Below are 16,813 nucleotides of genomic sequence, written 5' to 3' on the forward strand. Positions count from 1 at the left end.
ATCATCAGAACCGCGCGTCCAGGACGACGCCCAGGGTGCGCTGCGCCTCCGGATTGAGCACGTTCACGAGACTTCCAACATCGAAACCACCCAGTTCGATTGCCGAAATGTAGTACTTGTCGAAGAGGTTTCTGGCGAAGAGGCCGACGCGCCAGCTGCTGTCCTCGGCACCGATCCCCAGATTGACGTTGACGATACCGTAGCCGTCCACGCGGGTGTTGGGATCGACACCATTGGTGTAGAAGTCGCTGCGATAGAGGTAGTTCGCCGCGGCATCGACAGCCAGGCCCGCGCCTATCGGCTTCTCGATGCTGGCGGCAAGCGTGAAGTTCCACTTGCTGGCATTAGGTGCTGGCGAACCCTTGGCCTGAATATAACTCAGGTCGGTTCCGGGAACGGTATAGCAGGCCCCGGCTACGTTCGGATCGTCTGTAGTCGGAAGCGGAATGGCTTCATATTCGGAGTAGCAGGCCGAAAGGAAGTCAGTGTACTTGGCATCCTGATAGGTACCGTTGGCCGTAAGCGTCAGGCCCTGCAGCGGCATGACCGAGAATTCCGCCTCGATACCCTGGGTCTTCATCCCGCCCGCATTGCCGGTAACGAAACCCGGCGGAAGAAGCGTAAGATCGGGCACGTTCGTCTGGAAGTTGCGGAACTTCTCATGGAATGCCGTCAGGTTGAACAGCAGGTTGCCGTTCAGCCAGGTCGTCTTGATGCCGGCCTCGTACGACCGGACGGTCTCCGGATCAACGATCCGCGCCGATGAGCCGGCAACCGCAATCGCCAACGGCCCCTTGTAACCGCGCGCAGCCGTGAAATAGGCCATCACATCAGGGGTAAAGTTGTATTGCAGGCCAGCCCGCCACGAGAAGTCGGTATTCGAAGTCTTGGCGCTACCGGGCGCGGACATGGTGCCGGTAAGCGGATAAATGTTTTCAACTTCTTCCGTGTAGAGGCTGGACGATGCCTTGTCACGCGTGAGGCGTGCACCCAGGATCGCCTTGAAGTCGTCCGTCAGATTGACAGTACCGTCCAGGAAGCCGGCAATGCTGTCGACCGAATATCTGAGATGATCGCGCCCGCCGCTAAAGGAAAGCTTCGCATCCGGGCCGTAAAGCATCTCGGCCAGACCGCCGAAGCTGCCGCCGAACATGGTGACTTCCTTCGTACTGCGGTGATAATAGTAAAGGCCGGACACGAAGTCGATGAACTGTCCCCCAGCCGAACTGAGACGCAATTCCTGAGAGAACTGGTCGCTGCGCACACGCACGGGACCCTCTGCGGCGGAGATCGGCGTATTCGCGAAAGTCGCGAAGGCATTGCGGGCCAGCATGCGATAGCCGGTCAGCGATGTCAGCGTGTAATCACCGAAGTGATAGTTCAGCTCGACCGAACCGCCACCGACGCGATTCTCGTGGAAGCTTTCGCTTGCAAGGCCGGTTTGCGTGTTGTTGGGTCCGGGTTCGATACCGTAATCGAGAATGCCGAAGCCGGGCGGAATGGCTCCGCTGCCCACGCCCAATGCGCGGTAGCTGGTAAGAAACGACGGCGTCCTGTAGAACCGGCGGTAATCGACGCTGGCGAACAGGTCGAAGTCCGCGCTCGGGGCCCACATGAGCTTGCCCTTGACGCCCACCTGATCGGAGCTGCCCGCCTTTTCCTGGCGCACCGGGTTCCATGCCCAGCCATCGCGGTTCTGATAGGAAGCGACGCCCATGACCGCCAGGGTGTCGGTCACCGGCACATTGACGCGATAGCTTGCGTTGGTGTCGTCGTAGGAACCGTAGGCTGCGTGAACCACGCTGTAGGTCCGGTCCGTCGAAGGGCGTTCGGTAGTAATGTTGATGACGCCCGCAGAAGCATTCTTGCCAAATTGCGTGCCCTGGGGCCCACGCAGGACTTCAACGCGCGATACGTCGCTCAGGTCACCGCCAAGATCGTTTACGAAGCCATAGACAATGCCGTCCACGACAAGCCCGACCGTCTGCTCGGTGGCTGCGTCGAAGCTGGCAGTCCCGACGCCGCGCACATTGAAACCCGAACCGCCGCTGGCGCTCACCTGAACGCTGGGCGAAAGGTATTGAAGGTCGGACGGATCCCGGTAGCTCGATTTGACGAATTGTTCAGCGCTGATTGCCGTCACCGCGATCGGCACATCCTGAAGCTTCTGTTCACGGCGCGTTGCCGTAACAACGATGTCGAGCGATTGGGCCGTGTCTGCCTTCGGCGCTTCCTCTGCGGCGAATACCGGCTGCGCCAATCCAGCCAGGCTCGTCGAGAGAGCCAAAGCAACTGCTTTTCTTCCTGTCATGATTCAAATTTCCCCGCTGCTTGCCTACCACGCCATACGGCTTGACGTGGGATGCGAGCGAATGCCCGCTGCGCCGCAGCATCTTCCAACTGACGTCAAACTTCTCGCTCATTTGCTTTGAAAGTATTTCGGCTCAAAGCGGCAGAAACGGCGGTTTTCCAGATACTTCAAAGCACAAGTGCACCCACTGGCGGGAGACGGGATCCTGCCAGTGGGCGCTTGGGGTCAATCGATCGGGTAGCCGGGCCACCCGGCTTTTACTTGGCTGTAGGATCGTCTTTCCAACCGACCATGCACGGACTTTCCCAAAGTTCGGAATCTTCCGGCAGGCGATTGTAATGGCGCACGATCTTGTAGGAGTCTGTCAGGTACCGCGGATCATGCAGCGTCATTTCATCGACAAGGACCTTGCCGTCTTCGCTCAGGCTGATGCGCTCGGTCAGCCGGGTCGTGGCCGAATGCACAGCGTTGCCGAAACGGAACGGAAAGCCGGTGTCGTTGAAGTTTTCCGTTTCAACCACCAGCGTCTCACCTTCCCAATGACCTATCGAGTAGCCGTTGTACATCGGAGGCAGGCCTTCCGTTGCCTTCGTACGGTTGAGGTAGATGGTGCGGGCCAGCGGACTCATTTCGGAAATGATCGTTATGCGGCCCGGAGTCTCGAGAATTTCGAGCGGAAATTCGGAAAGCATCATCCCGGGCACACCCACAGGCTCGCATACTTGCGTTTCATCGTCGATGACCTTGCCGGCATTCTCTTCGGCCTCGCGCTTCTCGACCATCGCCCTGGTCTCGGGCTTGTAAGGCGGCTCCACCTGGCCCTCGAAATCGTTCTGCTCCATGAACCACATGCCCGTGAGGCCGGTGATGGTAGTGGGCTTGCCCGCAGGCTGGGCCTGCGCAGTCGCGATCGACATGCCTGTCAAACCTAGGGCGAGGATTCCCTGCAGCGCCAGACTACCCCGCTTGTTGCAATGTAACTTCATCGTAGTTCCTTTTGTGGTCGACCGGCGATCGGGCGCCGCACTGCCTATGCCATGACGGAAAGCACCGGGATGTTCGCCCTTCCCGGCCTTCGGTGGACATACGCCCCGCTTGCGGAAACGTAGCATCGCTGATCCCGTGCGTTTTTCAGATAGCTTTTGAAGGTATTTCGGCGGGACGGGAGCGATACCCGGCCTTCAGTTGCGATCCTTGTTGAGCAGCCAGTTGAGCGCCACCGCCGAAATCGTGGCAAGCACAATGCCCGAATGGACGAAAGGCTGCAGCGGCTGCGGGAGAGAGGCGAAGATGCCTTCCGAGACGAGCGGCACCATGCCCATGCTCAGCGAGACGGCAAGGATCGTCTGGTTGTGCGGATTTCCCGAAAGATCGACCTTGCCGAGAATACGCACCCCGGTTGCGGCGATCATGCCGAACATGACCAGCCCCGCCCCGCCCAGCACGAACGAGGGGATCGATGCGATGGCAACGGCAAGTTTGGGACTGAGAGCAAGGCCGAGCATGATCACGGCCCCCGTGGCGCACACGAAACGCGAGCGCACGCCGGTGATCGCTATCAGTCCGATGTTCTGCGAGAACGAAGTATAGGGAAAGGCATTGAACAGACCGCCGATGATCGTGCCCAGACCATCCGCGCGCAGGCCTCGCGTCATCAGCGCACTGTCCATCGGCTTTCCGACGATCTCCGAAACGGCGAAGAACATGCCCACGGATTCGACCATGACGATGATCATCACGAACATCATGCTGACTGCCGCCCCCAGTTCGAAGCGAGGCATGCCGAAAACAAGCGGCGGCGTGAAACCCACTATCGCCGATTCACCGACCGCCGAGAAGTCCGTCATCCCCATAGCGGAGGCAACTCCGGTCCCCACGGCGACGCCGATCAGGATCGCGGCATTGCGCACCATTCCCCTTCCGAAGCGCAATACCGCGAGGATGAGGGCCAGGACGAAGAACGACATCGCGGCGTGAGAGGCATCGACTTCACCGCTTCTCCCCTGACCGACGATCCAACCCACGCCGATGCCGATTAGGGATACGCCGATCACAAGTATGACGGTACCGGTCACCACGGGTGGGAAGAATCTTGCAATCTTGCCGAGCACAGGTGCGATCAACAGTCCGAAGACGCCTGCGACGAGAACCGCGCCGCAGATGACCTGAAGGCTGTGTTCCGGCCCATGGCCTGCGGCGATATTGCTGTTGGCGATCGCCAGCATCGGACCGATCGAGGCGAAGGTAACGCCCATCATGATCGGCATGCGCAGACCAACGCCCTTGATTCCAATGGTCTGGAGCAGTGTGACGAGGCCGCACCCGAACAGGTCGGCACTAACCAGAAGCCCGATCTGCGACGCCGTGAGGCCCAGCGCATGACCGAGCACGAGGGGTACCGCAACGGCGCCTGCGTACATCACCATGACGTGCTGCAGCCCCAGAACGGCCAACTTCGAAAATGCGGGAACTTCGTCCACCGCGCCCGGATCGGGCTCAACCGCGTCAGCTAGCGGCTGTACGGGCATATCGGATTCCATGAGCATCAGACCTGGGCCTCCTTTGCGCCAAGCCTAGCCGTTGTTATTCACCGGAGCGCGATATGAGGTTGGCGGAAGTGGCGTAAAGCACTGTTCTGAAGTAGGAAATTGGTTGTCGACACCATTCCTAATCAGGACAGAAAATGCCACAAGCCACACCCGCCAGCAGCGAGGTTAGCGCGCGCCGATTTTCGTTTCCAGCCATCGGGCGCAAGAAAGTGAGCGCGGCGTTCGACGGAGGCCGATTGACCTCGGACGGCGGAGTTCTGCTACTGGCGCAGGCGGAGCGCGAGATGCGGATTTGCGCACAGCTCGCCGGCTGCATTGCCGATCCGCGCGCCCCCTCTCGGGTGATCCATGCACTGGACGACATCCTGCGGGCACGGGTCCTGGCGATCTGCTGCGGCTACGAAGATGCCGACGACCTTGATGCTCTGCGCGATGATCCCGGCTTCCGCCTGGCGCTGGGCAAGCTGCCGGGGGCGGGCGCGGGCCTTGCCAGCCAACCGACCATGAGCCGCTGGGAAAACGCGCCGTCCACGCGCGAACTGGCGCACATGATGCAGGTCATGATTGGCATCTACTGCGCCAGCTATCCCAAGCCGCCCAAGGCGGTGACGTTGGATGTTGATGACACCTGCGATGTCGTTCATGGCTACCAGCAGCTGTCGTTCTGGAATGGTCATCACGGCGAGCGCTGCTTCCTGCCGATCCATGTCTACGACACTGCGACCGGCCGGCCGGTCGCGATGCTGCTGCGCACCGGCAAGACACCTTCGGGCGCGGAGGCCGCAGGGCATATTCGCCGCCTCGTCCGGCATATCCGTCGACACTGGCCGGAAACGCACATCACCATCCGCGGCGATGGGCACTATGGCCGCCCCGAGGTCATGGCCTTCTGCGAGGCGGCCGGCGTCGACTATGTGTTTGGTCTGCCGACCAACGCTGCGTTGCGCGCCGATCCGGTAATCGTCGCGGCCGCCGATGCCTGTGCGGTCAAGCGCGCCGAAGAAGGCCGGGTAATCCTGCGCCACTATGCAGAGACCCACTATGGCGCGAAAAGCTGGAAGTGCCAGCGCCGCGTCGCCGCCCGGATCGAGGCGAGCATGCTCGGCATGGACATCCGGTATGTCGTCACCTCCCTGGCAGGCGGCTCCGCCGAGCACATCTACGACACGCTCTACTGTGCTCGCGGCCAGGCCGAGAACCTCATCAAGATGCACAAGACCCAGCTTGCCAGCGACCGCACCTCGTGCCGCTCGGCCAATGCCAACCAGATGCGCCTCATCCTCCACACCGCCGCCTACTGGCTGATGTGGCGCATCCGACAAACCATCCCGAAAGCCGCGTCGCTGGCCACTGCAGAGTTCGCGACCTTGCGCCTGCGGCTCATAAAGGTCGCCGCCCGCGTCATCGAAACCGCCACGCGCATACGCGTCGCCTTCGCCTCAGCATGCCCTGACGCCAGCACGTTCCGCGCCGTCGCCGCCGGGGTCAGGCTCGCACCGACATAGCCAACGCGGCCGCGCCGCCGAGATGCCGATCCTGCCCTTCAACCCCGCAAACCTATCGAACACCCGCGGTGAAAAAGACGCAGCGAACCGGCTCGCCCCCTTCACTCTGCAAGCCCAAACTCAGCACCAGCGCTCACGGAAATAGAGATCCGGTGAATAGGACGGGCTAGAGCGCTCGTCCGGATTTGGCCTGCTATTCGGACATGGATCAATTTCAACGAAATTTTCACGATGCGCGGTCAATCGCGCGCCTAACGGCCACTTCGGGGCAAGCACTGCGATCAGAATGTGAATTTTGCCCCGACCTTGACCGTGCGCGGTTCGACTACCCGGCTGAGGACACCTTCGATGGGCCCGCCTGCATCGTAGGCGGGGATGTAGGACTCGTAGAAGTAGGCAATGTCCTTGTCCCGGCTATCGAGGATATTGAGCACTTCTCCGTAGATCTCCCAATGCTTGCCCTTCCAGGCCGCGCGCCCGTTGACGACCGTGCTTCCCTGGTTGCGCACGCTGTTGTCCTCGATCAACGGATAGGGGCCAAGATGGCGCAAGCGCAGACTCGCCTCCCAGGGATCGAGAACAAGCGCCACACCGCCGGACGCCGCATTCTCGAAGGCATTGGGAATACGCTCTCCATTGTCGAAACGCGAATGGCTGGCAGTGTAGTTACCGTCGAGCGCGAGCCAGGACAGCGGCCGCCAGAACGCGACGATCTCATAGCCATGCCGGTTGCTCGCCCCGCTGGGTTCAACGGCATTTGAATCGCCAACGAAGCGCAATTCGCTGCCGACATCGAGCCACCAGTACGTGGCGGTCAGCGAGAAACCGGAAAGCTGCAGACGGCCTCCCAATTCCTTGCCGGTGCCCCGCACGAGAACCGGGACAGGCAGCTCCAGGTTCACCGCGCCGCGAACGTCATTCGAATGAAAACCCTGCCCCCAGTTCGCATAGACTTCGAACTGCGGCATGACTCGATACGCGGCAGAGAACTTGGGCGAAACTATCGAATCGTGGCCTTGCCCCGTGCCCAGCGCTTCGGCTTGCGGATCGTGGGCGCGCACGTCGTAGCGATAATAGTCGCCGCGCAGACCCGCCGTAAGACGCAAGCCATCAAGAGGTCGCCACGTGGCCTCAGCGTAAAGCGCGCCGGAGAGTTCCTCGACATGATATCGCCCGAGCGATTGCAACAACACGCGCTCCTCAGTGCGATCGACACCGACCTTGCCCATGTTGTCATAACGGTTCTCGGTACCCGCCGTGAGGCTCAGGGCCGTGCCGAGGTCCCATTGCCTGCGCGCCGACAGGCCGACGATCCAGCGCCGGTCGAACTGCCGGATCTGGGCGCTGGTCCCGTCAGGTTCTGCATAAGTCGGGTTGGAGAACATCGACCAGTCGTAATACTGCGCGTGAAGGTTCGCGCTCCAGTCCGGCTGCGTCACCGCGATGTTGCCGACGACGCGCAGCGTGCGCCCGCGAGCACTGGGATCAGGCGAGCAGAAGACGTCGGGACAGACTGCCGATCCGACGATCCGCTCGGGGATCTGCTCGGTAGGACGCCATGTCCCGCTATAGCCATGGAGCGAAGCCGCCACGTCGCCTTCGCCTGCAGGCATGAGGTATTTCGCAAAGCCCGAATAATGCCGCAGGCGTTCGGGTACCTGCCAGGGTCCGTCATAGCGCTTGGCCTGCGCGACCAGCGTGAGATCGCCCGGCCCCAGGTCCCGGAGCGTTCCGCCCGCGGCCAACCGCCGGGAACCGAACGAACCTCCCTCGAGCGCAATCCATGGCCGATCATACCCATCGATCGTGGTCATGTAGGCCGCGCCCGCCAACGCGAAATCGCCTCCATCCGCGCGATAGGGCCCCTTACGGAAATCCTCGCGCGCGACAATCTCGGGTATCAGCCCATTGAGATCCAGGTAGCCCTGCCCGTGACCGTGTGTCCGCAGGTTCATCTGCACGCCATCGACGTATGTGGTGAAGTCCGACCCGTGATCGAGGTTGAAACCACGCAGGAAATACTGGTTGGCCTTGCCGCTGCCCGAATGCTGCGCAGCGACCATTCCGGGTACGGCCTCGAGCAGCTCGGCAACGCGCAGCAACGGGCGCACCAGCAGGTCGGAACCGGCGACACTGCCTTCGCTCGCCGCATGCGCAACACCGATCTTGGCTTCACCACGACCGAACACGACGATTTCATTGCCCTTGCCGGGAACCGCTACAGCCCCTGCCGACTGCATCACCGGGGCTGCATCAGCACCGCCTGCCTCTGCGGCAAAGGCCGAGGAGGTGACAAGCGCTGCTCCTCCTAAAGCGACACAGGATGAGATGGCCTTCGAATACAAGGCACGGCGAGAGGTCATGGAGCATCCTTCCGGATTGTATCGACAGGGCGAAGGCGAAATGCCGCGCGGTGGCGTCGGCCGCATCTTGTGCAAGCTCTGAAATGACAGGTCTGACTTCGGGTTGACGGTCTAGCTGCCCCGATAAGTCGAATATCCATAAGGAGAGACAAGCAGCGGAACGTGATAATGTCCCGACGCCTCGGCTATGCCGAAATCTATGGATACAACGTCCAGAAACGGTGGATCGGGAAGGATGATGCCAAGACCGCGAAAGTAGTCTGCCACCGCGAATGTCAGCCGGAAGCGTCCGGTGCCGACAGCGGGTAGCTTCCCGCAGCGGCCGTCTGCATCGGTGGAACCGGAGAAGAGGATCTCTCCTTCCACGTTGGAAAGCGCGATGGAGACGCCGGCCGCCGGGCGTCCGTTCACAGTGTCGAGAACATGGGTCGATAAACTGTTCACGCCGCATCCTCCCGCTGCTCAGGGCATTCGCCCATGAATTCGGGTTCATCATAGGCGAGAAAGTCGGCGATCAGGGATTCACGGTCGTCGAGGAAGAGTTGATCGGCCACGCCGCGAACCAGTCGCGGCAGTGCCGTCTGCAGTCCCGAAAGCGCGGACGCCGAAAGCCCCAAGCTGGCCAGCGCCGAATAGTTGAAGGCGAACAGTCCGTGCAAAACTTCGGGATTGCTCCCTTTTCGCGGCAGGAATTCGAACGCCGGCCCGAGGTAGGGATGGGCATCGACAAGCGGATTTGCCTTGCCCTCCGGCGCGCGATGGACGTCCGACCAGCGGGCAATGGCATCGCTCACCCGGGCAAGTTCCGGACGTAAAGCGGGATCGCTGAGCAGACCGGTCGACAACACGAGGAAATCGAATGCGAATGTACCGCGCGGCGTGGTGACCAGCGCCTGGGCTCCCTGCGCTTTCACCGAGAGCCACGGCGAACCGAGATGCAGGCTGAAACCGGGCCTTGCCGCAGCGCGGCTGAAGGTATCGTTCGTGGGTGGCTGGTTATGCCCGAGGAAGGCCGAAATGACGGCGTATTTCTCGGAATCGCTCAAAGAGGGATAACGCGCGGTAAAACCTACCCGCTCCATGAACCGGATCGGGTTGATCCGCGGCAGTTGCTTTCGCCGCATGTGCACCTCGACCGAACCGACGCCTTGCGAAAGCGCGGCATTGGCATTGTCGAAAGCCGAAGCGCCGCCACCGAGGATGGCGATGCGTTTACCCGTAAGCGCAGCGTAATCGATGGCTTCGCTGGTATGAGCGTAAAGGTGGCGCGGCAGAGCCTGCGAAACCATCGGAGGCGTATGCCATTCGCCGCCGCCCTGGATGCCTGTGGCAAGGATCACCTTGCGGGACAGCAGAAATGAGCCGTCGGCGAGCCTGAGGCGATGGAGCCCCTTCCCGATCGGCTCGATCAATTCCAGCCTGGTGTCGTTGCGCACAGGCAGGTTGAGAACGCGGCGATACCAGCGCAAGTAGGCCATCCAGTCCTCTCGCGCGATTTTGTCGACCTGCGCCCAGCCTTCGGCACCGTGCTGGGCCTCCCACCAGGCACGGTAAGTCAGCGCCGGAATTCCGAAATCGATCGGCGTGAGATCCTTGGGCGTGCGCAGGGTAATCATGCGCGCATAGGTTTCCCAAGGCCCCTCGAAACCGGCCGGATTCTCATCGAGCACAAGGATATTGCCGATCCGCTCGCGCATGAGGCCAAAGGCTGCGGCAAGGCCGCTCTGCCCGCCGCCGACGATGACGACATCATGCACGTGCCCTTCCGGATGCGAGCGCGGCCGGGTCCAGTCGTGTCCGCCATAACCGGTCAGAAGCAACTGGCGCGCCAGATCCGCCTCGAGGGCTTCGAGACCGGCGGGGCCGGTGGACAGGCGTATTTCACTCATTGCCCGTCTTCCAGCCTGAGGCGCACAATCTCCCCGATCTGGGCAATTGCAATGGCGATCTCCTGCTCGCGGCCGTTCCCCAGCCTCTCCCTCATGCTCGACAGGATCCCGGCCTTGTTGTTCAGCCTTGCACAGATGACGAAAGGGAAGCCGAAACGCGCACGATAACTCGCGTTGAGGGTCTGGAATTCCTCGAATTCTGCAGGAGTCAGTCGGTCCAGCCCGGCTGAGGCCTGCTCAGCTGCCGATGCCGCGGTCAGGGTGCCATCGATCGCAGCCTTGCCCGCAAGTTCAGGGTGCGCGCGGATCAAAGCCAGCTTCTCGTCGATGTCCGCCTCGTGGACAACTGCCATGAGATCTGCGTGACGGTCTCCCGAAGAGGGGCGGCCATCGGCGCGCTCTTCGATCCAGGGACTGTGTTCGAAAACTGCGGTCATAACATTGTCCATTTGAAGGTATCGTTGATGGGGACGATTTCCCGCTCGACGCGGCCGGGTTCCGCACTGCCTTCCGCAAGCCCGTCGATCGCCAGGGGCCCTTCCTCACCCTCGAAAGCCATCGGGGCTCTCCTGATCGTCAGATCGTCGCTGCTCATGCGGGGTGCTCCGCAATCCAGTGACGCGCGATATCGATACGCCTAGCGACCCAGGCATCGCCGCTCGCCACGACATGATCGATGAACCGCGCGACCGCGCGGGCGCGCGCCGGATGGCCGGCGATGCGCGCATGCAGGCCGATGGACATCATCCTGCCGCCCTCATCGCGCAATTGATCGAAGGTGTCCCGCAGGTAGCGGAAGAATTGCTCGCCCTCGGTAAATCCGTTGAGCGCGACCATCTTCATGTCGTTCGCATCGAGCGAATAGGGCACGATGAGCTGCGGCTTGCCGTGATGCCGGCTCCAGTAGGGAACATCGTCGGCGTAGCTGTCCGCATCGTAGAGGAATCCTCCTTCCTCCGCGATCAGGCGCGCCGTATTGGGTGAAGTACGCCCCTGATACCAGCCAAGCGGACGTTGCCCCGTGACCTGCGCGTGCAGCGCGATAGCCTGTGAGATGTGCGCACGTTCGACGTCCTCAGGCACGTTCTGGTAGTCGATCCAGCGCAGGCCGTGGCTGGCGATTTCCCAGTCGGCCGCCAGCATTGCCTCTACCGCATCCGGGTTCATCTCCAGCGCCCGTGCAACACCGAATACGGTTACCGGCAAACCACGCTGCACAAACAGGCGGTGCAGTCGCCAGAACCCGGCGCGGCTGCCATATTCGTAGAGGCTTTCCATCGCCATCGCGCGGTCGGGATGGCTGACGGCACCGACCATGTCGGAGAGAAAACATTCCGAACCGGCATCGCCGTTGAGCACGCAGTTCTCCGCGCCCTCCTCGTAATTGATCACGAACTGCACGGCGATCCGGGCCCCGCCGGGCCACTTCGCCTCTGGGGGAGTACAGCCGTAGCCGACGAGATCGCGAGGCTGGCTCATGCGTCCCATGCTTCCAAAGCTGCAGGAACCGCCTCGCCCATTGCAACCGGATGTCCCTGTGCGCGCAGGCACGCCTCAAGCGCTCCAAGCGTGAGCAGGACCTTGTGCTTCATCGCGTTGTAACCCATCGCTCCAAGACGCCAGATCCGCCCTTCCAGTGGCCCGAAGGCCGTGCCGATCTCGATCTCGAAGTTCGTGCGCATGGCGTGGCGGATAGCCTCGCCGTCCACGGTCTCGGGAATATAGACGCCGGTGACGTTGCTCATGCGGTAGCTGTCGTTGCCGAACAGGGTCAGACCCATGGCACGCAGGCCGGCAGCCATCGCCCGGCCGGCCGCGCGATGCCGCGCATAGCGCTTTTCCAGGCCTTCGCCCAAGGCGATGCGGGCGCATTCTCGTGCAGCATAAAGCATCGAAGTCGCCTCGGTATGATGATTGAGGCGCTTTTCGGACCAGTAGTCCATGATCATCGCGAGATCGAAATAGTTGGAAGGGATCCGCGGCCCGTGACCATCCACGATGTCCTCGCGCCGGATGCCTTTCTCGATGTGCCTGCGCCGAAAGATATGCTCCGCCGCCCGGTCCGAGATGGTAATCGGAGCGGAACCCGAAGGACCGCCCAGGCACTTCTGCAGCCCCCCGCTCACGACATCGACGCCCCACCGGTCTGCGGCGATCTGCATTCCGCCAATGGTTGCCGTGACGTCGACATAGCTGAAAGCGCCTGCGGCCCTGCAAAGCGCGCCAAAGCCGTCGAGCGGCTGGGCCATCGTCGTCGAGGTATCGCCGTGAACGGCAGCGACAAGGCGCGGCGATGTCCGCTCGATCGCAGCAGCCAGAGTTTCCATCGGCACGATCTCGCCCCAGGGCACATCGATGGTCTCGATGCTGGCGCCGATGCGCGAGAGGATCTCGGTCAGCAACAAACCGAAGCGCCCCGAATTGAGCACCAGAACCTTGTCGCCCGCTGCCACCAGACTGACCAGCGCCGCTTCGATGCCGGCCCGCGCTGTTCCGTCGATCAGCATCGTCCAGCGATTGTCGGTTCCGAAGATCGGTCGATAGAGCGCCATGACCTGATTCATGAAATCGGTCATCTCGGGATCGAACTGTCCAAGCAGATCCGCAGACATGGCTCGCAAGACGCGGGGATGCGCATTGATCGGGCCAGGCCCCATCAAGAGCCGTTGGGGCGGATCGATTTCGCCAAACAACAGGGGATCGAGTTCAGGCAACCTGTTCAACTCCGATTCTCAATTGAATTTGCGGTCAGACGGCATCGCAGGCGCGCCGCCAGTCGATGCATATGAATGATAATGGCAAGCGCAGCAGGTCCGATCGCGGCCGGTCATCCTTGACCCGCCTCGGAAGGAGATGCGGTCGGCTCCGGACCTTCGAGTTGCGGCGCAAAGCGATAGTGGCACGACACGCAAGCGTCGTTAACACTCGCTCCGGCGGCGAGGAAGGCATCCTCATCGCGTACTTCCGCCGCCTTGGCGACCTTGGCAGCCGCAGCCTGCAGTGCTTGCGCCTTCTTCGACCACATCGGATCATCGACGCGGTAGGGTGCCTGCTGAATAGTACGGGCCAGTTCGCCGACCGTTAGAGCGTCGCTCTCGGCATCCTCCCACTCCTCGTCAGTGCGCGGGACCGTTGAATGCGCACCCGTGCCATCGGAGACGAAAGCCTGCCAGTTCCACATCTGGATGGCATTGCGCTGCATGACATGGGCCATCAGCTCCTGCAAAGACAGGTCGCTGCCCATGACCGCCGCGTCCTCTGCAGCCCCCCGTTCCGCAACAGCCCCGCCATTCGATACACTGCAACCACAGACGGCGAGCGATGCGGCAAGGAACAAGCACGTCGGACGAGGCCGCGGCAAAACAATGCGTTCAAGCAAGGCAATCATCGATGAGGCTCCCTCAATGCAACGCCAAGCAGCTGACCCCCGCGGCTTCGGGAACCGGCATCTTCGGGGATCGCGAAGTATCCGCGCTGCGTGCTGGCTTCCGATCCACCGGAACCACCGCTCCAGATGCGGCCTTGTCCCGATCGACCTTGCGACCTCACCGTCATACGCGCTGGACGTGACATCAGCATCGCCGTAATTCAGGAAGGACTTTCCGACATTATCGAAGAATGGCGAAGCCGCGTCCGTGGACTTGCGCCCGGCTCGTCAAGTTCCGAACCTGACGACCTTTCCGCTCCCTCCGAAATGGGAGACGTCCGGAAGCAGAGACTTCTGCTCAGCCATGAAATCGATGAAGACCCGCAGTTTTGCCGGCACCAGGTTGCGGTGCGGATACATCAGCATCAACTTCACCGGTTCCGGCGGATAATCGGCCAGCACCACTTCGAGATTCCCGCTGCGGATATGCTCCGCCACTTCCCAGTAGGGCTTCATGACGATCCCGCCGCCATGCAGTGCCCACTCGGTCAGGACGTCGCCTTCATCAGCGTCGAAGTCACCGGTGGCCGGGACCGCGACGACACCATCGGGCGCCTGCAGGCGCCAGCGCACCTGGGGGCTTCCCGGAAACCGCAACACGAGGCAATTGTGGTCGATAAGCTCACCCGGCTCGCGCGGCCTGCCCTTGCGGTCTAGATAATCGGGAGAGGCACACAGGACCCGCTCGCAATCCTCGAGGTTGCGCGCAATGAAACTGCTGTCGACGGGATTGGCCATGCGAATTGCTATGTCCACTGCTTCATCCAGCAAGTCGATGAGCCGGTCAGACAGACGCAGGTTGACGCGAACCTTGGGATAGCGTTCGTGGAACTGGACAATCAAGGGGCCCAGAATGCGGCGCCCGAAACCGATGGGGGCGGTGACGCGCAGCGCACCAATCGGTTCTCCGCCCGCCGTGGCGATACTGCTCTCGGCGCGTTCTATCGCCTCCAGCACTTCCAGTGCATGTTCGTAGAAGACGAGCCCTTCCTCGGTGGGATGCAAAGCCCGCGTTGTCCGATTAAGCAACCGGGCCCCAATCCGGTTCTCGAGCTGCATGATCCGGTGACTGGCAGCCGCCGGCGTCAAGTGCAGGCTTCTTGCCGCAGCGGAGATGTTCTTCATCTGCACTGCGCGCACGAATATCCGTAGTTCACTACTCATTTGAAGCGCCCCCGAAGTTCTGACTGTCGTCGAACGCCCCCTGCGATCATTAAATTTTTCTTGGTTATGCCATTGTCATTGTGCACTTGCAACATAACGCAACAAGCTTATGCGCCCCACCTCCAAGACAAAGTCATAGCATTGTAATTTATGGATTTTAATCGAAAACAAGGCTCATGATGACGCCCGTTGGCAGTTGCGCGGCGCCAGAAGTTCCTATGAAAGATCTTCAACGCAATTTTGAAATTGCGCCGATTGCCCCGCGCTCTTGATCGTTGCGAGGTGCCCCCCAACCGTAGGCATTTTCCAGGACAGGGTCGCTCCGGAACGCTTCGATGACGGCCGAGATCAGGCGCTTGTCGGCACCCGATCCGATCTTCACCGAGACGCCCTCGATCTCCTGTTCGACGACACTTGCCTAGGAGCGCCGGGGCTGGCGCGTTCGTATGGACTGGCGAACCGGTTGGCTCTCCGGCTCTGGATTGATTGCAGCGGGGACAAATGCCACAGATGCTGACGAGACTACGGGCAAGGCCAGACCCCGCTCATCCAACCGCTTGCGAAACTCGCGCCGTCACATGAGCAGTTGCGACGGGCTCGTTCCGTGCCTGCGAGCCAATGCACTGACCGTCTCTTCTCCGCAATAGCTCTCTGACGTGGTGCTGGAAATCTGGACAGGGTGTTAAGCTCATCCCGACCTAAGGAATGGACGGGAATGAAGAAGACGAGAAAGCGCTACAGCGCGGAATTCAAGGCGAAAGTTGCGATGGAGGCGATCCGTGGTGAACTGACGCTGGCGGAACTGGCTGCGAAGCACGGCGTCCACCATACGATGATCGGGGGATGGAAGCGTCAGGCGGTGGACGGGATGGCCAGCCTGTTCGACGGCGGTGAGCAGGCGTCGAAGACGGAGACCGAAGCGGAAATCGAGAAGCTGCATGCCAAGATCGGGCAATTGCTGGTGGAGCGGGATTTTTTGGCGAAAGCCTCCGGTCGATGAGCGCGGGCCAGAGGCGATTGCTGATCGAGCCTGCTCACCAGCGCCTGTCGATCGCGGCGCAGTGCCGCCTGCTGTCGATCAGCCGGTCTTCCTATTATTATACGCCTGCGCCTCAGAGCGAGGAGACGCTGGCGCTGATGCGGGTAATCGACGAGACGTTCATGGACTGTCCGTGGTACGGCAGCCGGCAGATGGTGCGGCACCTGCAGCGGCTTGGTCATGCGGTGGGCCGCCGCCGGGTACGACGGCTGATGGCGCAGATGGGGCTGGCGGCGATCTACCAGCGCCCGCGCACGAGCGATCCGCACCCGGAGCATCGGATTTATCCCTATCTGCTGCGGGACATGAAGATCGAGCGGCCCAATCAGGTGTGGTGTGCGGACGTGACATATCTACCGATGCGCCGAGGCTTCCTCTATCTCGTTGCGATCATGGATTGGGCCACCCGCAAGGTGCTGGCCTGGCGATTGTCCAATACCATGGACGCGGCTTTTTGCGTCGAGGCTCTGGAGGATGCCATGGCCCGCTTTGGCAAGCCGGACATCTTCAACACCGATCAGGGCAGCCAGTTCACTTCGCAGGCCTTCACCGGCGTGCTGCGGGCG

At 61.6% G+C, this 16,813-nt stretch carries 14 protein-coding genes (1 of these 14 only partly in view); 2 read left to right on the top strand and 12 right to left on the bottom strand.

Going from position 1 to position 16,813, the window contains the following annotated elements; translation table 11 throughout:
* Window positions 1–4: 4 nt before the first annotated feature.
* From JI59_RS05750 to JI59_RS05760, 3 genes are all read right to left on the bottom strand, one after another.
* Complete coding sequence (locus tag JI59_RS05750) at window positions 5–2,311, bottom strand: TonB-dependent receptor (RefSeq protein ID WP_007013735.1); 2,307 nt, start codon at window positions 2,309–2,311, stop codon at window positions 5–7.
* Window positions 2,312–2,568: 257 nt separating this feature from the next.
* Window positions 2,569–3,228, bottom strand: coding sequence for a hypothetical protein (locus tag JI59_RS05755; protein WP_007013734.1), 660 nt, complete (start codon window positions 3,226–3,228; stop codon window positions 2,569–2,571).
* Window positions 3,229–3,492: 264 nt separating this feature from the next.
* Window positions 3,493–4,857 (bottom strand): nucleobase:cation symporter-2 family protein, encoded by a 1,365-nt coding sequence (locus tag JI59_RS05760; protein WP_007013733.1) that lies wholly within the window; start codon window positions 4,855–4,857, stop codon window positions 3,493–3,495.
* Window positions 4,858–4,994: 137 nt separating this feature from the next.
* On the opposite strand from JI59_RS05760, the gene JI59_RS05765 reads away from it, so the two are divergent.
* The gene (locus JI59_RS05765) at window positions 4,995–6,365 is read left to right on the top strand and encodes an IS1380 family transposase (protein ID WP_007015846.1); all 1,371 of its coding nucleotides are present in this window, start codon (window positions 4,995–4,997) and stop codon (window positions 6,363–6,365) included.
* 281 nt (window positions 6,366–6,646) lie between these two features.
* On the opposite strand, the gene JI59_RS05770 is transcribed toward JI59_RS05765, so the two are convergent.
* The 9 genes from JI59_RS05770 to JI59_RS05805 form a co-directional block, all read right to left on the bottom strand.
* Window positions 6,647–8,605 (bottom strand): TonB-dependent receptor, encoded by a 1,959-nt coding sequence (locus JI59_RS05770; RefSeq protein WP_238532562.1) that lies wholly within the window; start codon window positions 8,603–8,605, stop codon window positions 6,647–6,649.
* Window positions 8,606–8,839: 234 nt separating this feature from the next.
* Entirely contained in the window at window positions 8,840–9,172 is a 333-nt protein-coding gene (gene uraH / locus JI59_RS05775; RefSeq protein WP_038575617.1) for a hydroxyisourate hydrolase, read from the bottom strand.
* Complete coding sequence (locus JI59_RS05780) at window positions 9,169–10,617, bottom strand: FAD/NAD(P)-binding protein (RefSeq protein ID WP_007013730.1); 1,449 nt, start codon at window positions 10,615–10,617, stop codon at window positions 9,169–9,171. The genes uraH and JI59_RS05780 overlap by 4 nt, the downstream gene beginning before the upstream one ends.
* On the bottom strand, window positions 10,614–11,054 hold the full coding sequence (gene uraD, locus JI59_RS05785; protein WP_007013729.1) for a 2-oxo-4-hydroxy-4-carboxy-5-ureidoimidazoline decarboxylase: 441 nt from the start codon (window positions 11,052–11,054) through the stop codon (window positions 10,614–10,616). Before uraD ends, JI59_RS05780 begins: the two co-directional genes overlap by 4 nt.
* Complete coding sequence (locus tag JI59_RS27070) at window positions 11,051–11,212, bottom strand: hypothetical protein (RefSeq protein WP_007013728.1); 162 nt, start codon at window positions 11,210–11,212, stop codon at window positions 11,051–11,053. The genes uraD and JI59_RS27070 overlap by 4 nt, the downstream gene beginning before the upstream one ends.
* Window positions 11,209–12,096 carry an allantoinase PuuE gene (gene puuE, locus JI59_RS05790; RefSeq protein ID WP_038577099.1) on the bottom strand — a complete coding sequence of 296 codons (888 nt, stop codon included), beginning with the start codon at window positions 12,094–12,096 and terminating at the stop codon, window positions 11,209–11,211. The genes JI59_RS27070 and puuE overlap by 4 nt, the downstream gene beginning before the upstream one ends.
* Window positions 12,093–13,274 carry a pyridoxal-phosphate-dependent aminotransferase family protein gene (locus JI59_RS05795; protein ID WP_052117950.1) on the bottom strand — a complete coding sequence of 394 codons (1,182 nt, stop codon included), beginning with the start codon at window positions 13,272–13,274 and terminating at the stop codon, window positions 12,093–12,095. The genes puuE and JI59_RS05795 overlap by 4 nt, the downstream gene beginning before the upstream one ends.
* Before the next feature lie 170 nt (window positions 13,275–13,444).
* Window positions 13,445–13,861 (bottom strand): cytochrome c, encoded by a 417-nt coding sequence (locus JI59_RS27585; RefSeq protein WP_038575621.1) that lies wholly within the window; start codon window positions 13,859–13,861, stop codon window positions 13,445–13,447.
* Window positions 13,862–14,272: 411 nt separating this feature from the next.
* A complete protein-coding gene (locus JI59_RS05805; RefSeq protein WP_081473990.1) occupies window positions 14,273–15,208 on the bottom strand; it encodes a LysR family transcriptional regulator in 936 nt (311 codons plus the stop codon).
* Window positions 15,209–15,923: 715 nt separating this feature from the next.
* Here JI59_RS05805 and JI59_RS05815 point away from each other — a divergent pair.
* Window positions 15,924–16,813, top strand: a protein-coding gene (locus JI59_RS05815; protein ID WP_085997526.1) for an IS3 family transposase whose coding sequence is annotated in 2 segments (ribosomal slippage) — window positions 15,924–16,188 and window positions 16,188–16,813 — 1,173 coding nt in all; it runs 282 nt beyond the window's last position. Because the reading frame shifts where the segments join, the coding sequence is not laid out codon by codon here.

It is taken from the genome of Novosphingobium pentaromativorans US6-1, assembly GCF_000767465.1.
In the GTDB taxonomy this organism is placed as follows: domain Bacteria; phylum Pseudomonadota; class Alphaproteobacteria; order Sphingomonadales; family Sphingomonadaceae; genus Novosphingobium; species Novosphingobium pentaromativorans.

Excerpts from the sequence above, each read along its gene's own strand:
- JI59_RS05750 (WP_007013735.1), bottom strand. The coding sequence starts at position 2,311 with ATGACAGGAAGAAAAGCAGTTGCTTTGGCTCTCTCGACGAGCCTGGCT.
- JI59_RS05755 (WP_007013734.1), bottom strand. The coding sequence starts at position 3,228 with ATGTCGATCGCGACTGCGCAGGCCCAGCCTGCGGGCAAGCCCACTACC.
- JI59_RS05760 (WP_007013733.1), bottom strand. The coding sequence starts at position 4,857 with ATGCTCATGGAATCCGATATGCCCGTACAGCCGCTAGCTGACGCGGTT.
- JI59_RS05765 (WP_007015846.1), top strand. The coding sequence starts at position 4,995 with ATGCCACAAGCCACACCCGCCAGCAGCGAGGTTAGCGCGCGCCGATTT.
- JI59_RS05770 (WP_238532562.1), bottom strand. The coding sequence starts at position 8,605 with ATGCAGTCGGCAGGGGCTGTAGCGGTTCCCGGCAAGGGCAATGAAATC.
- JI59_RS05780 (WP_007013730.1), bottom strand. The coding sequence starts at position 10,617 with ATGAGTGAAATACGCCTGTCCACCGGCCCCGCCGGTCTCGAAGCCCTC.
- uraD (WP_007013729.1), bottom strand. The coding sequence starts at position 11,054 with ATGACCGCAGTTTTCGAACACAGTCCCTGGATCGAAGAGCGCGCCGAT.
- JI59_RS27070 (WP_007013728.1), bottom strand. The coding sequence starts at position 11,212 with ATGAGCAGCGACGATCTGACGATCAGGAGAGCCCCGATGGCTTTCGAG.
- puuE (WP_038577099.1), bottom strand. The coding sequence starts at position 12,096 with ATGAGCCAGCCTCGCGATCTCGTCGGCTACGGCTGTACTCCCCCAGAG.
- JI59_RS05795 (WP_052117950.1), bottom strand. The coding sequence starts at position 13,274 with ATGGGGCCTGGCCCGATCAATGCGCATCCCCGCGTCTTGCGAGCCATG.
- JI59_RS27585 (WP_038575621.1), bottom strand. The coding sequence starts at position 13,861 with ATGGGCAGCGACCTGTCTTTGCAGGAGCTGATGGCCCATGTCATGCAG.
- JI59_RS05805 (WP_081473990.1), bottom strand. The coding sequence starts at position 15,208 with ATGAGTAGTGAACTACGGATATTCGTGCGCGCAGTGCAGATGAAGAAC.